Origin of the sequence: Pseudomonas sp. LPH60, from assembly GCF_030718165.1 — a bacterium.
GTDB classification, from domain to species: Bacteria; Pseudomonadota; Gammaproteobacteria; order Pseudomonadales; family Pseudomonadaceae; genus Aquipseudomonas; species Aquipseudomonas danubii.
In genome coordinates, this window is sequence record NZ_JAVAJH010000001.1 from 294,832 (window position 1) to 309,116 (window position 14,285).

Annotated in this window: 12 protein-coding genes; 6 read left to right on the forward strand and 6 right to left on the reverse strand. The window is 62.0% G+C overall.

All coding sequences use genetic code 11. The annotated features are described in order from the left end of the window. The first annotated feature begins 52 nt into the window (after positions 1-52). The 6 genes from rraA (at position 53) to Q8O96_RS01480 (ending at position 4,464) form a co-directional block, all read left to right on the forward strand. Entirely contained in the window at positions 53-544 is a 492-nt protein-coding gene (rraA, locus tag Q8O96_RS01455) for a ribonuclease E activity regulator RraA (protein WP_102863848.1), read from the forward strand. A gap of 25 nt (positions 545-569) precedes the next feature. Continuing rightward, positions 570-1,565, forward strand: coding sequence for a zinc transporter ZntB (locus Q8O96_RS01460; RefSeq protein ID WP_102863847.1), 996 nt, complete (start codon positions 570-572; stop codon positions 1,563-1,565). 63 nt (positions 1,566-1,628) lie between these two features. Continuing rightward, positions 1,629-1,874, forward strand: a complete 246-nt coding sequence (locus Q8O96_RS01465; RefSeq protein ID WP_011060193.1) for a hypothetical protein — start codon at positions 1,629-1,631, stop codon at positions 1,872-1,874. 2 nt (positions 1,875-1,876) lie between these two features. After that, positions 1,877-2,701, forward strand: coding sequence for a mechanosensitive ion channel domain-containing protein (locus Q8O96_RS01470; protein WP_016964357.1), 825 nt, complete (start codon positions 1,877-1,879; stop codon positions 2,699-2,701). 87 nt (positions 2,702-2,788) lie between these two features. After that, positions 2,789-3,379 carry an RNA polymerase sigma factor SigX gene (gene sigX / locus Q8O96_RS01475; RefSeq protein ID WP_011060195.1) on the forward strand — a complete coding sequence of 197 codons (591 nt, stop codon included), beginning with the start codon at positions 2,789-2,791 and terminating at the stop codon, positions 3,377-3,379. A gap of 107 nt (positions 3,380-3,486) precedes the next feature. Then, positions 3,487-4,464 carry an OmpA family protein gene (locus Q8O96_RS01480; protein ID WP_025128772.1) on the forward strand — a complete coding sequence of 326 codons (978 nt, stop codon included), beginning with the start codon at positions 3,487-3,489 and terminating at the stop codon, positions 4,462-4,464. 77 nt (positions 4,465-4,541) lie between these two features. Here Q8O96_RS01480 and cobA read toward each other — a convergent pair whose 3' ends face one another. The 6 genes from cobA to Q8O96_RS01510 form a co-directional block, all read right to left on the reverse strand. Then, a complete protein-coding gene (cobA, locus tag Q8O96_RS01485; RefSeq protein WP_115581934.1) occupies positions 4,542-5,282 on the reverse strand; it encodes a uroporphyrinogen-III C-methyltransferase in 741 nt (246 codons plus the stop codon). Between the two features lie 9 nt (positions 5,283-5,291). Further along, positions 5,292-8,012, reverse strand: a complete 2,721-nt coding sequence (locus Q8O96_RS01490; protein WP_305948241.1) for a nitrate reductase — start codon at positions 8,010-8,012, stop codon at positions 5,292-5,294. After that, complete coding sequence (gene nirD / locus Q8O96_RS01495; RefSeq protein ID WP_102863844.1) at positions 8,012-8,329, reverse strand: nitrite reductase small subunit NirD; 318 nt, start codon at positions 8,327-8,329, stop codon at positions 8,012-8,014. Before nirD ends, Q8O96_RS01490 begins: the two co-directional genes overlap by 1 nt. Next, complete coding sequence (gene nirB, locus Q8O96_RS01500; protein ID WP_305948242.1) at positions 8,326-10,779, reverse strand: nitrite reductase large subunit NirB; 2,454 nt, start codon at positions 10,777-10,779, stop codon at positions 8,326-8,328. Before nirB ends, nirD begins: the two co-directional genes overlap by 4 nt. A 520-nt stretch (positions 10,780-11,299) precedes the next feature. Beyond that, a complete protein-coding gene (locus Q8O96_RS01505) occupies positions 11,300-12,970 on the reverse strand; it encodes a bifunctional protein-serine/threonine kinase/phosphatase (protein WP_305948243.1) in 1,671 nt (556 codons plus the stop codon). 7 nt (positions 12,971-12,977) lie between these two features. Beyond that, on the reverse strand, positions 12,978-14,189 hold the full coding sequence (locus tag Q8O96_RS01510) for a NarK/NasA family nitrate transporter (protein WP_102878976.1): 1,212 nt from the start codon (positions 14,187-14,189) through the stop codon (positions 12,978-12,980). Positions 14,190-14,285: the final 96 nt, after the last annotated feature.

Sequence of the window (14,285 nt, forward strand, 5' to 3'; positions counted from 1 at the left end):
TGGAATTTGCCGATACCTTCGATCGTGTTCTTTCTGCTACAGGAGTTTCTCGATGAACCATTACCTCACTCCCGACCTGTGCGACGCCTACCCGGACCTGGTACAGGTGGTTGAGCCCATGTTCAGCAACTTTGGTGGTCGCGATTCCTTTGGTGGGGAAATCGTCACCATCAAGTGCTTCGAAGACAATTCGCTGGTCAAGGAGCAAGTCGAACTCAAGGGGCACGGCAAGGTACTGGTGGTTGATGGCGGTGGTTCCCTGCGTCGCGCGCTGCTGGGCGACCTGCTGGCCGAGAAGGCGGCGAAAAATGGCTGGGAAGGTCTGGTGATCTACGGTTGCATCCGCGATGTGGATGTCATCGCGCAGACTGACCTCGGTGTCCAGGCCCTGGCCAGCCACCCGATGAAGACCGACAAGCGTGGCATTGGTGATCTCAATGTGGCAGTGACCTTTGCCGGTGTGACTTTCCGTCCGGGCCAGTATGTCTACGCCGATAACAACGGCGTGATCGTGTCGCCGAGCCCGCTGAAAATGCCTGAATAAGTAGTTGGCCTGACAAGGGATGAGGATGTTCGAGGAAGAAAACGCGCAATGGGGGCTGGTGCATGCCCTGGTGCTGGATGGTGAAGGTGGTGCGCGTTCGATAGCCCGGACTGAGCTTGACGATCTGCAGCTACAGGCCCATGAAAGCCTGTGGCTGCATTGGGATCGCAGTCATCCACAAACCCAGACCTGGTTGCGCCGCTCCAGCGGCTTGAGCGAATTCAGCTGTGATCTGCTGCTGGAGGAAAATACCCGGCCGCGCTTGCTGGCCTTGCCGGAGTCGGAACTGCTGCTGTTTCTGCGGGGCATCAATCTCAATCCGGGAGCCGAGCCTGAAGACATGGTCTCGGTGCGCATCTTTGCGTCCGCGCAGCGGGTGATTTCTCTGCGCTTGCGGCCTTTGCGGGCCACCGATGAGCTGTTGGTGCAACTGGCCGAGGGCAAGGGGCCGAAAACCGCCGCCGAGCTCCTCCTCTATATGGCCGAATACCTGACCCATAAAGTGCAGGATCTGGTCAGCGATCTCTCTGAAGTGGTCGATGCTGAGGAAGAAAAGCTAGATGCCGACGAACGGTATACCCCGGAGCATGGGAGTATTTTGCAGATCCGTCGCCGGGCTGCCGGACTGAAGCGTTTCCTGGCGCCGCAGCGGGATATTTTCTCCCAACTGAGTCGGATAAAACTGCCCTGGTTCGCCGTCGATGATGGTGATTATTGGAATGAACTGCACAACAGCCTTACCCGTTACCTGGAAGAGCTGGAGTTGACTCGAGAGCGCGTGGGGCTTGTGCTGGAGGCCGAAGACCGGCGCTTGAGCGTACGCATGAATCGAACCATGTATCGCTTCGGGATCATCACCGGGATCTTCCTGCCCATGAGTTTTCTCACCGGTCTTCTGGGGATCAACGTCGGCGGCATTCCGTTCTCCGCCAGCCCTTACGGATTCATCATTGCCTGCCTGCTGCTGGTGTCTGTGGCCCTGGGACAATGGTGGTTGTTTCGCCGTTTGCGCTGGGTGTGATGATGCGTCATGTGACCCGAATAAATCTGATCGCGTCTTTTCCAGACATCACCCGAGGTGCGTATGCACGATCCGTTTGAACAGTCTTTGCGTGACATGCTCAAAGCTTCGCCATCGAGCCGCGATGACGATGCCTGCCTGGGCCGCGTACTGAAAACCGCCAACCGCCAGGTTGGGGCGGGGGATCTGTTCAGCCTGCTGGGCCGCTGGCTGCCGGCGCTGATGATCGCCTTGAATAACGGATCGGCCCATATCGCGCCGGTTTCCCGTCGTAAATCTTCTGCTCGCACTGCTGATAAGGCTGATTGAATATGGAACTTGATCTCTGGACGCAGAGCCTCGTCACGGCGATGACTGCCTTGTGGACCAAGGTAGCGAACTTCATTCCGAACCTGTTCGGCGCGCTGGTGGTGCTGTTGCTGGGCTTCGTGGTGGCCAAGCTGCTGGATACCCTGTTGTCGAAATTGCTGGCCAAGCTGGGCCTGGATCGCCTGATGGGCGGTACCGGCTTGACCAAATTGCTGTCCCGCGCGGGCTTGCAAGTACCGATCTCGACCTTGATCGGCAAGATCGTCTACTGGTTCGTTCTGCTTATTTTTCTGGTTTCTGCTGCTGAATCCCTTGGCCTTGAGCGAGTTTCGGCTACGCTCGACATGCTTGCGCTGTATTTGCCGAAGGTTTTCGGTGCTGCGCTGGTGCTGTTGGTGGGGGTTCTGCTGGCGCAATTGGCCAACGGTCTGGTGCGCGGAGCGGCGGAAGGTGTAGGCCTCGATTACGCCAGTGGCCTGGGACGGATTGCCCAGGGGCTGGTGATCATCATCAGTATTTCCGTTGCGATCAGTCAGTTGGAGGTCAAAACCGACCTGCTCAACCATGTGATCGTGATCGTATTGATTACCGTTGGTCTGGCCGTTGCGCTGGCGATGGGTTTGGGAAGCCGGGAAATTGCCGGACAGATTCTTGCGGGAATCTATGTGCGTGAGTTGTACCAGGTTGGGCAACAAGTACGTGTTGGTGAGGTCGAAGGCCAGATCGAAGAGATCGGCACGGTTAAAACTACATTGCTGACCGAGGAGGGTGAGCTAGTCTCTCTGTCCAATCGGATCTTGCTGGAGCAGCATGTAAGTAGCCGCTAACCCGGCAAACCCTGCTAATGTATGCCGCCGCAAAATGCCCTCATCGGGCTGCGGCGGACATTGACCTGACTGTCGGCACGACTCGTTTTGAATAAAACCCAATCGCTATCCACGCGCTATGACCCCCGTGAGCTCTCTGATGAGGAGTTGGTTGCGCGCTCACATACGGAGCTGTTTCACGTAACACGCGCCTATGAAGAGTTGATGCGACGCTATCAGCGGACCCTATTTAATGTTTGTGCGCGTTATCTAGGGAACGATCGTGATGCGGATGATGTCTGTCAGGAGGTGATGTTGAAGGTGCTGTATGGCCTTAAGAACTTTGAGGGCAAATCGAAGTTCAAGACATGGCTATATAGCATCACGTACAACGAATGCATCACGCAGTATCGCAAGGAGCGGCGCAAGCGTCGGTTGATGGACGCTTTAAGTCTTGACCCCCTCGAGGAGGCCTCTGAAGAGAAGGCGCCGAAACCTGAGGAGAAGGGCGGACTTGACCGATGGCTAGTGCATGTGAACCCGATTGATCGAGAGATTCTGGTGCTACGATTTGTCGCAGAACTGGAGTTTCAGGAGATCGCGGACATCATGCACATGGGTTTGAGTGCTACAAAAATGCGTTACAAACGTGCTCTTGATAAATTGCGTGAGAAATTTGCAGGCATTGCTGAAACTTAGTTCGGCGCAAATATCTCTTACGTCTAGGTGAGTTCTGATAGACTTACCGCCGAGTTGTCCCCCGGTATGTGGGACTGCTTTACAATCACCAGATGGGGATTTAACGGATGAAACTGAAAAACACCTTGGGCATTGCCATTGGTTCTATTGTTGCCGTGACTTCGTTCGGCGTTCTGGCGCAAGGCCAAGGCGCGGTCGAGGGTGAACTGTTTTACAAAAAACAGTACAACGACAGCGTTAATCACGTTGAAGACGGCTTCAACCCAGGCGCATCGATCGGTTACTTCCTGACCGACGATCTGTCGTTGAACGCCACCTACGACAAGACCAACCACACCCGTTCTAACGACGGTACTGGTAACCAGAAAATCAAAGGCGACAACTTCGGCCTGAACGCTCAGTACCACTTTGGTACCGTGGGTGACGCTCTGCGTCCATACGTTTCCGGCGGTGTTGCTCACAAGAGCATGACCAACGTGATCGCTGACGGTCACAGCGGCCGCGACCAGTCGACTTTCCTGACTGCAGGCGCTGGTGTTAAGTACTACTTCACCGACAACCTGTTCGCCCGTGCCGGCGTTGAAGCTGACTACAAGCTGGACAACGGCAAGTGGGACTACGCTCCTACTATCGGCCTGGGTGTGAACTTCGGTGGCAGCGGCGGCAAAGTCGCTCCAGCTCCAGTTGCTCCAGCTCCAGCTCCTGAGCCAGCTCCAGAAGCTCCAGTTGCTGAAGTTGTTCGTGTTGAGCTGGACGTTAAGTTCGACTTCGACAAGTCGGTCGTTAAGCCTAACAGCTACGCTGACATCAAGAACCTGGCTGATTTCATGAATCAGTACCCACAGACCACCACCGTTGTTGAAGGTCACACTGACTCCGTCGGTCCTGACGCTTACAACCAGAAGCTGTCTGAGCGTCGTGCAAACGCCGTTAAACAAGTTCTGGTCAACCAGTACGGCGTTGGCGCTAACCGCGTTCAATCCGTTGGTTACGGTGAGTCCCGCCCAGTTGCCGACAACGCAACTGAAGCTGGTCGCGCAGTTAACCGTCGCGTAGAAGCATCGGTTGAAGCTCAAGCTAAGTAATTAGCCTTGTAGCTTGGAAAAACCCGGCCTAGGCCGGGTTTTTCTTTGTCTGCGATTTACCTGGCCCAGAGGCGCGCTCAGGCTTGGCACGCAGAGGCTTGGACAGCGGACTCAGTGGCCGCCACTGCACCGATCACCAGGATCGCCGGGCTCTTCAACTCGAAGCGCAGGGCATCGCGCTCCATCCCCGCCAGATCGCTGCGGCATTCCCGCTGTTCAGGCAGCGAGGCATTTTCAATCATCGCCACCGGCGTATCGGCTGCCAGACCGCCGTCACGCAAGTGCCCGGCAATCTCCGCCAGCTTCGCCACCCCCATGTAGATCACCAGGGTCGTACCGCTTTGAGCCAGAGCCTGCCAGTTCAGGCTGCTGTCATCTTGAGTGTGGGCGGTCACCAGGGTCACGCCCCGAGCCACGCCTCGCAGGGTCAGGGGAATATCACAACGGGTTGCACCCGCCAGCCCCGCGGTGATGCCATTGACCAACTCCACCTCGATCCCACGCTCCTTCAGCCACTGAGCTTCCTCGCCACCTCGCCCGAAAATGCATGGATCGCCACCCTTGAGGCGCACCACGCAGCGCCCTTGCCGGGCATAGCGCAGCATCAGGCGATGAATGAAGGCCTGGGGCGTGGAGCGACAGCCACCGCGCTTGCCCACCGGGATGACCCGCGCTGTGGGGCAATGGTCCAGCACCGCGCTGTTCACCAGATCATCGATCAACACCACATCGGCTTCGCCAAGGGCGCGTACGGCCCTGAGGGTCAACAGCTCGGGGTCTCCAGGCCCTGCACCTACCAGCCAGACTTTTGCGCTCATACGTTTTCCTCACACAGGGATGGCGGCGACAGGTTGCACCGGAGCCGCCAGCAGGCGCTTGATCTCCGGCACGCAGGAGCCACATTGGCTACCGCAACCCAGTTGTTGTTTCAGTTGGTCGAGATTCAGGCCTTCAGCGATACCGGCACAGACCGCCCGGTAGCTGACGTTCTTGCAGTTACACAGGGTCCGCTCCCGTTCCCCGCCCAGGCCGCTGGCCCCCGGCGGACTGCTCATCGGTGCCAGCAACCAGCGTCGTAGTTGCTCATCGGCGCGCCCCTCGAGCCACAGTTCCTGCAGCCAGTGCTGGGCCAGGGTTTCGCCGGCCAGGCGAATCGCGGTGATCCGCCCTTGTTCGATGCGCACCCGCTTGCCGATGGCCCGACGCGGATCGTCATAGGCCAGCACCGGCCCAGTTTCGAGCCCCAAGTGCTGATCGATGAGCTTGAGCAATGCTGGCGGCGGTGCTTCCTGGTGAGCGGCCCGAATCACCAGGGCCGGACGTTCGCGACCGGTCAGGCTCAGGCTGACATAGGCAAAGGCTTCGCACAGGGGGCGCAGAGCCCTGAAGTGCGCCTGCACGTCGCCTTCGATCAGGGCAAACAATTGCCAAGGCAGTTGCACCGGCTCCAGGCGCACGCCGCTGTGTTTGAGTTCCGGCTGTTTGGACAGAGGGTCAAAGGCCGGCTGAGTAACGACATTGATCCCGCCCTTGAGGAAGCGATCCCCCCAGTGCATCGGCACAAAGGCCTGGCCGGGACGCACGCTGTCATCGCTGCTGACGGCGACGATCACACTGCCACGGCGGCTTTTCAGGTTGACCAGATCTCCCTCCCGTAGCCGCTGGCGCCGCAGTTCGTCCGGATGCAGGCTCAGCAGTGCTTCGCTGACATGGCCGAACAGCTGCGCCGCGGTGCCGGTGCGGCTCATGCCGTGCCATTGGTCCCGCAGCCGACCGGTGATCAGGGTCAGGGGAAAGCGGGCATCGCGCTGTTCCTTGGCGGGCAGGTAAGGGTCGCAGACAAAGTGCGCACGGCCACTGGCGGTGGGAAAACGCCCATCCCCATACAAGCGCGGCGTGCCCTGTGTCGCGCCGCTGGGGAAGGGCCACTGCTGGGGGCCGAGACGGTCGATCAACTGGTGACTGAGGCCGGACAGGTCCAGATCGCGGTCCTGGGTCAGGCCTTTGTACTCATCGAACAGCTGGGCTGGGGAGTCGAAGTCGAACAGGCTCGGCAGCCCGGGCCGCAGGCGTCGCTCCAGACGTTGGGCGAAATCCACGGTAATGGCCCAATCAGGCCGTGCCTCACCGGGTGCGATTACCGCCTGACGCACATGAGAAACCCGCCGTTCCGAGTTGGTCACTGTGCCTTCCTTCTCGCCCCAACTGGCGGCAGGTAGCAGCAGGTCGGCAAAGGCCGCGGTTTCCGTGGTGGCGAAGGCTTCTTGCAGGACCACGAACGGGCAGTGCTGCAGGGCCGCACGCACCGCGTTCTGGTCCGGCAGCGACTGCGCCGGGTTGGTACAGGCGATCCACAAGGCCTTGATGCGACCGCTTTGCAGCTGTTCAAACAACTCGATAGCGGTCAGTCCGGGGCTGGCTGGCACCTGTTCCACTCCCCAATAAGCGGCGACCTCAGCGCGATGTTGGGGATCGGCAGCTTCCCGGTGCCCGGGGAGCAGGTTGCTCAGACTGCCGGTTTCGCGCCCGCCCATGGCATTGGGCTGACCGGTGAGGGAGAAGGGCCCCGCACCCTTTCGGCCGATTTGCCCGGTGGCCAGGTGCAGATTGATCAGCGCACTGTTTTTTGCGCTGCCGGCGCTGGACTGATTCAAGCCCATGCACCACAACGACAGGAAACAGGGCGCCGTTCCTATCCATTGGGCGCACAGCTGCAGTTGCTCAAGGCTGATACCACAGAGTTGCGCCACCATCGCCGGGGTGTAGTCGCGGACCAGCACCTTCAGCTCGGCCAGGCCCTCGGTGTGTTCGCGGATGAAGTCACGATCGACCCAGTCCTCCCACAGCAACAGGTGGAGAATCCCGTGGAACAGTGCGACATCGGTGCCGGGGAGGATCGCCAGATGCAGGTCGGCCAGATCGCAGGTGTCGGTACGACGCGGGTCGATGACGATGACTTTCATGTCCGGACGCTGGCTTTTCGCGTGTTCCAGGCGCCGAAACAGCACGGGATGGGCGTAGGCCATGTTACTGCCGACGATCACCACGCAATCGCTGTGCTCCAGGTCCTCATAACTGCAAGGCGGCGCATCGGCCCCCAGGCTGCGCTTGTAGCCCACCACCGCCGAGGACATGCACAGCCGGGAATTGCTGTCGATATTGTTGGTGCCCACCAGGGCCCGGGCCAGCTTGTTGAAGGCGTAGTAGTCCTCGGTCAGCAGTTGCCCGGAGACATAGAACGCCACGCTGTCCGGGCCATGCTCGGCGATGGTCTGGGCGAACACCCCGGCGGCATGCTCCAGGGCGCTGTCCCAGTCGCAGCGGCTGCGAGCCAGGTCCTTGCCCAGGCGCAGTTCCGGGTACAGGGCACGGGCGTTGCGGTCGCCGGTCAAATGCAGGCTGGCGCCCTTGCTGCACAGCTTGCCGAAGTTGGCCGGGTGCGCCGGATCGCCGCTGACCCCGAGGATCTGCCGGCCGTCATGCTCGATCAGCACACCGCAGCCGACCCCGCAGTAGCAACAGGTCGAGGCCGTGCTCTGCAGCTTCATCAGCCGGCATCCCGCAGGGCCAACTGCACCCGGCCACTTGCCACCCGCGCCGGATGGTGATGGGCGCAGCCGGTGTCCGGGGCCTGGGCTTCGCCGGATTCCAGGTCGATCTGCCAGTTGTGCAGTGGGCAGGCCACGCGCTTGCCGTAGATCAATCCCTGGGACAGGGGGCCGCCCTTGTGCGGACAACGATCGTCGAGGGCGAAGACCTGATCGTCGCTGGTACGAAAAATCGCGATATCGCCCTTGGGGCCCTTGATGATGCGCGAGCCCAGGGCATTGATCTCTTCCAGGGCGCAGATATCCAGCCAGTTCATGCCGGCACCTCCAGTTGTTTCACGGGGATCGACTCGTACTCTTTTTTCAGCTGCGGCTCGGCCAGGCGCTGCTGCCACGGGTCTTGCTCGAAGGAGAGGGAGAACTGCAGGCGCTCGTTCAGCGCCTTGCGCCGTTGCGGGTCTTCCAGCACGGCCTTTTTCACGTGCTCCAGGCCGACCCGTTGCAGGTAGTGCACCGTGCGTTCGAGGTAGAAGGCCTCTTCGCGGTACAGCTGGAGGAAGGCGCCGTTGTATTCGCGGACTTCTTCGGCAGTCTTGAGCTTGACGAAAAACTCTGCCACCTCGGTCTTGATCCCGCCGTTGCCGCCGATGTACATCTCCCAGCCCGAATCGACGCCGATGATGCCTACGTCCTTGATCCCGGCTTCCGAGCAGTTGCGCGGGCAGCCGGAGACCGCCAGCTTGACCTTGTGCGGCGACCACATGTTGAACAGGTCGTGTTCCAGCTCGATTCCCAGCTGGGTGGAGTTCTGCGTGCCGAAGCGGCAGAACTCGCTGCCGACACAGGTCTTCACGGTGCGGATGGATTTGCCATAGGCGTGGCCGGACGGCATGTCCAGGTCTTTCCAGACTCCGGGCAAGTCTTCCTTGCGGATGCCCAGCAGGTCGATGCGCTGGCCGCCGGTGACCTTGACCATGGGCACCTGGTACTTGTCGGCGACATCGGCGATGCGTCGCAGCTCGGACGGATTGGTCACGCCCCCCCACATCCGCGGCACCACCGAGTAGGTCCCATCCTTCTGGATATTGGCGTGGGCCCGCTCGTTGATCAGCCGCGATTGCGGATCGTCCTTGGCTTCTCCCGGCCAGGTGGAGATCAGGTAGTAGTTCAGCGCCGGGCGGCAAGTGGCGCAACCGTTGGGGGTACGCCAGTTGAGGTAGCTCATGGTGCCGGCGACGGTCAGCAGATGCTGGTCGCGAATGGCCTGGCGGATCTGCCCGTGGTTCAGGTCGCTGCAGGCGCAGATGGCTTTTTCGCTTTTTGGTTTGACGTCCGCCGCGCCGCCCACGGTGTTGATCAGGATCTGCTCCACCAGTCCGGCACAGGAGCCGCAGGAACTGGCGGCCTTGGTGTGCTTCTTGACCTCGTCGACGCTGAACAGCCCCTGTTCCTGGATGGCCTTGACGATGGTGCCCTTGCACACGCCGTTGCAGCCGCAGACTTCGGCGCTGTCGGCCATGCTCATGGCCTTGTCCTGGCCCTGGTGGCCGACATCCCCGAGGGCCTGCTCGCCGAACATCAAGTGATCGCGGATTTCGCCAATGCCGTGCTGTTCGCGGATCTGCCGGAAGTACCAGCCGCCGTCCGCCGTATCGCCGTACAGGCAGGCGCCCACCAGTATGTCGTCCTTGATCACCAGCTTCTTGTACACCCCGCCAATGGGGTCGGAGAGGGTGATGGTCTCGGTGCCGTCGCCGCCCATGAAATCCCCGGCGGAAAACAGATCGATGCCCGTGACCTTCAATTTGGTCGAGGTCACTGAGCCTTGGTAGCGGGCAAAGCCCAGTTGGGCCAAGTGGTTGGCGCAGACCTTGGCCTGTTCGAACAGCGGCGCCACCAGGCCGTAGGCGATACCGCGGTGACTGGCGCACTCACCGATGGCGTAGATACGCGGGTCGAAGGTTTGCAGGGTGTCGTTGACCAGAATCCCACGGTTGCAGTGCAGGCCGGCCCGTTCCGCCAGCTCGGTGTTGGGGCGGATGCCGGCGGCCATCACCACCAGGTCGGCGGGGATGATCTCGCCATTCTTGAACTGCACCGAGCCGACCCGGCCATTGCCGGCATCGATCAGGGCCTGGGTCTGTTCGCACAGGCGAAACTTCAGGCCACGGCTTTCCAGGGCGCCTTGCAGCAACTGGCCGCTGGTCTGGTCCAGTTGCCGTTCCAGCAGCCATTCGCCGATATGCACCACGGTCACGTCCATGCCCCGCAGCTTGAGGCCGTTGGCAGCTTCCAGGCCCAGCAGGCCGCCGCCGATCACCACCGCATGCGTGTGAGTCTTGGCCGTGTCGATCATCGCCTGGGTGTCGGCAATGTCGCGATAGCCGATCACCCCCTGCAGGTCCTTGCCGGGAATCGGCAGGATAAAGGGTGTGGAGCCGGTGGCGATCAGCAGGCGGTCGTACTCGGCTTCGCTGCCGTCCTCGGCGATCACCCGGCGCTTGATCCGGTCGATTTCCACCACTTTGCGATTGAGCAGCAGCTTGATGTTGTGGTTCAGGTACCAGTCCAGGTCGTTGAGGGCGATGTCCTCGAACGTCTGTTCACCGGCCAGCACCGGCGAGAGCAGGATGCGGTTGTAGTTGGTGTGGGGTTCGGCACCGAACACGGTGATGTCGTACAGCTCGTCGCTCAGTTTGAGCAACTCTTCCAGGGTGCGGACCCCGGCCATGCCGTTGCCGATCATTACCAGTTTGAGTCTTTTCATGGGCTTCTCCGGAGCTCAGGCAGGTTCAGTGCGGCCTGGCTCGAAAAACTGCGCGCAAACAAAAAAGGCGTCCCGTCAGTGGCCTGACGAGGACGCCTTTGTCCGATCCCGTTCTCTCGGGAAGCCTGCCTTCGTCGTTGAAGGCCGGGCTTTATGTCTGTTGTCCGCTCTCATGCAGCGCTTGTGCCAAGTTGCCGAGGGCGCGGTTTTATGGGGCTCCGATGAAGATTCTGCCCTGGCCGAGTTCGGCTGTTGCACCGAATCGAGGCGTCACGCCCTCTTTCGGCTCTTTGCGGCGGCTGCTGGGGGCGATGAATGGCCTGGGGGATCGCCAAGCAAGGTCCTGCGGAGCGTTTCGCAGCCTCGCTATGGCTCGACAGCGGCTACACCTGTTGCCAATGCCGAAGGGGGTTGTAGCCGCTGCCGCAGGCTGCGAACGGCTCCGCAGGAGGCGCAGGTGGGGCTGAGGAGGCTGGAGGTTATCGGGAGATTGAACGGCTGTGCCCGCCACCTGTTGGCTTCAGCGATGCAGCAGTGCCAGCAGCAATATCAGGTTGACTAGCAGGGCGAGCAGGGCAAGGCCGCGCCAGACCTTCAGCGGCTCTCGTTCCAGCAAGGGGCGCGGCCGCAGGCTCAGGCTGCGGCGTTCACCCTGTTCCAGCACCAACAGCCATTCTTCGGCGGTTTCATAGCGCTGGGCCGGGTCGGCACAGACCCCGCGTTCCAGGCTTTGCTCCAGCCATTGCGGCAGATCCGGGCGGTAGCGGCTGGGGGGAACAGCAGCGGTGAAGCGCGGGCGCTGGAAGGCTTCGATCTCGCCATGGGGGTAGTGCCCGGTCAGCAGGTAATACAGGCTGACACCCACCGCATAGAGATCCTGTTGCGGGCTGGGAGGTTCGCCGGCGAAGGCTTCCGGGGCGATATAGCTCGGGGTGCCGGGCAGCAGGTGCGCCAGGTCCGCCGACAAGCCCGGGCAGTAGGCCAGGCCGAAATCCAGAATCCGCAGTTCGCCATCGTCTCCCAGCAGCAGGTTGTCCGGCTTGATGTCGCGGTGCAGGATCTGCCGGCGGTGCAGCAGGCCAATGGCTCGCAGCAGGCGCTCGGCCAGGGACTGCCACTGGTCCAGGGGCAGGGGGCCGTTGTAGCGAAACAGCTGTTGCAGGGTGCGACCGGGGTATTCGCGCATCAGGTAATACAGGTGCTGGCGCGCAGTGCCACCGTGCACCTGGGGGAAATACCGCCCGGCAACGCGGCGCAGCAGCCATTCCTCGGACAGCAGCCCCTGGCAGGCCGCCAGGTCGTTGTGCAGGGCTGCCGGCAGGGTTTTCAGCAGCCAGGCCTGGTGCTGTTCATCACGCACGCGGTATAGCAGCGATTGCTGGCTCTGGCTGACCAGGCTCTCCACCTGCCAGCCTTCGAAGCGTTGCCCGGGTTTCAGCAACGGCGGCAGGGGCCATTGTTGCAAGTGCAGCAGGGCATCGCCGAGGCTGCTTTCGCCAAGCGCGTCGACCCGCACCAGCAGCGCGCTGGCATTGTCCTGACTACCGGCCAGGTGCGCTGCGTTGACCAGGGTCTGTGTTGCGCTGTCCAGGTCGGGCTGGTCCCGCAGAATGGCGGCGATGGCGCTGTCGCCCAGGGTGGCCCAGACCCCGTCGCTGAGCATCAGGAAGCTTTCGCCCTGGCGCAGTTCGCCATCGAGGAAGTCCAGTACCAGATGCTGGTCCAGGCCCAGGGCGCGCTTGAGCACATGCTGCATGCCCGGCTGGTCCCAGACATGGTCCTCGCTGATGCGTTGCAACTGCTGTTGGTGCCAACGGTAGACCCGGCAGTCGCCGACATGGGCCAGGGTAAAGCGCCGGCCCCGCAGTACCAGGGCGCTGAGGGTGGTGAGCAGGGGCTGGCCGCCGCCGTTGGCCTGGAGCCAGCGGTTCTGGGCGCTCAGCAGGCGTTCCAGGGCCTGGGCCACGGCCCAGGTTTCCGGGGTGGCGTAGTAATCCAGGGCCAGGGCCTGCAGGCTCGAACGCGCTGCCAGGCCGCCGTCGGCACACTGACTGACGCCATCGGCGATGGCGAACAGCAGGCCCTTGCTCGCCGCCAGATCCGGCGCCGGGGTGACCCGGCGCAAGGCGTCCTGATTTTCCGCCCGCGGTCCGGTGGCGCTGGCCTCGGCATGGCTCAGTTGCAGGCCCATGGCGCGCTCAGACCCGTGCCGCAGTCACGGCGGCGGAGCCCCAGGTGGTTCTCCAGCGGCGCTTGACCCCGTGCAGGCCGAACCAGGCCAGGACCCCGAGACTGGCGAACAGCCACAGTGCCAGTTGATAGCTGCCGGTGCTCTGCTTGATTGCGCCCATGCCTGCCGCCAGGGCGAAACCGCCGATGCCGCCGGCCATGCCGATCAGCCCGGTCATGACCCCGATTTCCCGACGAAAGCGTTGCGGTACCAGCTGGAACACCGCGCCATTGCCGGCGCCGAGGCCCAGCATGGTGCAGACGAACAGGGCCAGAGCAGCGTAGGAACTGGGCAGGTTGAATCCCACGGCGGCGATGCAGACCACCGCCACGCTGTACATCGCCAGCAAAGTGCGGATACCGCCGAAACGGTCCGCCAGGGCGCCGCCCAGAGGGCGCATCAGGCTGCCGCCGAAGACACAGGCGGCGGTGTAGTAGCCAGCAGTCACCGGGCTCAGGCCGTACTGGTCGTTGAAATAGCCGGGCAGGGCGCTGGCCAGGCCGATGAATCCGCCAAAGGTCACGCTGTAGAAGAACATGAACCACCAGCTGTCGCGGTCCCCCAGGGCCTTGAAGTAGTCGCCCATGGATTTGGCCCGTGGCCGCTCGGGGGCGTTCTTCGCCAGCCAGGCGAACAGCACCAGTGTCAGGAGCAGCGGGATCAGGGCGAAGCCGAAGACATTGCTCCAGCCGAAAGCCGCTGCCAGCACCGGAGCGAGCAGCGCGGCGAACACCGTGCCGGAGTTGCCGGCACCGGCGATGCCCATGGCCTTGCCCTGGTGTTGCGGCGGATACCATTGGGAGGCCAGGGGCAGGGCCACAGCGAAGGAGGCGCCGGCCATGCCGAGGAATACCCCCAGTAGCAAGGCTTGCTCATAGCTGTGTATGCCCAGCTTCCAGGCGCCGAACAGCGCGCCGATGACAATCACCTGGCCGATCAGGCCGGCGGTCTTGGGCGACAGGCGATCGGCCAGCAGGCCCATGATGAAGCGCAGCACTGCGCCGGCGAGGATCGGTGTGGCCACCATCAGCCCGCGTTGCTGGGGGCTCAGGTGCAGGTCGGCAGCAATCTGCACCGCCAGGGGGCCCAGCAGGTACCAGACCATGAAGCTCAGGTCGAAATACAGAAAGGCTGCGAACAGGGTCGGGGTGTGGCCGGATTTCCAGAAGCTTGAATTCATCGCGCACCTCAGCTGATAAGAGTCGTTGGAGTCGTCATGAGCTTGCAGGTGGAGCGCCGCTACGGCCGCGCCACCGACCCCGGTCAGTGGGGCCAA

What these genes read in the sequence shown, in the direction of transcription:
- Q8O96_RS01465 (WP_011060193.1), top strand. Translation starts at nt 1,629, where the DNA reads ATGCACGATCCGTTTGAACAGTCTTTGCGTGACATGCTCAAAGCTTCG.
- nirD (WP_102863844.1), bottom strand. Translation starts at nt 8,329, where the DNA reads ATGAACTGGCTGGATATCTGCGCCCTGGAAGAGATCAATGCCCTGGGC.
- Q8O96_RS01510 (WP_102878976.1), bottom strand. Translation starts at nt 14,189, where the DNA reads ATGAATTCAAGCTTCTGGAAATCCGGCCACACCCCGACCCTGTTCGCA.
- nirB (WP_305948242.1), bottom strand. Translation starts at nt 10,779, where the DNA reads ATGAAAAGACTCAAACTGGTAATGATCGGCAACGGCATGGCCGGGGTC.
- cobA (WP_115581934.1), bottom strand. Translation starts at nt 5,282, where the DNA reads ATGAGCGCAAAAGTCTGGCTGGTAGGTGCAGGGCCTGGAGACCCCGAG.
- Q8O96_RS01470 (WP_016964357.1), top strand. Translation starts at nt 1,877, where the DNA reads ATGGAACTTGATCTCTGGACGCAGAGCCTCGTCACGGCGATGACTGCC.
- Q8O96_RS01460 (WP_102863847.1), top strand. Translation starts at nt 570, where the DNA reads ATGTTCGAGGAAGAAAACGCGCAATGGGGGCTGGTGCATGCCCTGGTG.
- rraA (WP_102863848.1), top strand. Translation starts at nt 53, where the DNA reads ATGAACCATTACCTCACTCCCGACCTGTGCGACGCCTACCCGGACCTG.
- Q8O96_RS01480 (WP_025128772.1), top strand. Translation starts at nt 3,487, where the DNA reads ATGAAACTGAAAAACACCTTGGGCATTGCCATTGGTTCTATTGTTGCC.
- Q8O96_RS01505 (WP_305948243.1), bottom strand. Translation starts at nt 12,970, where the DNA reads ATGGGCCTGCAACTGAGCCATGCCGAGGCCAGCGCCACCGGACCGCGG.
- Q8O96_RS01490 (WP_305948241.1), bottom strand. Translation starts at nt 8,012, where the DNA reads ATGAAGCTGCAGAGCACGGCCTCGACCTGTTGCTACTGCGGGGTCGGC.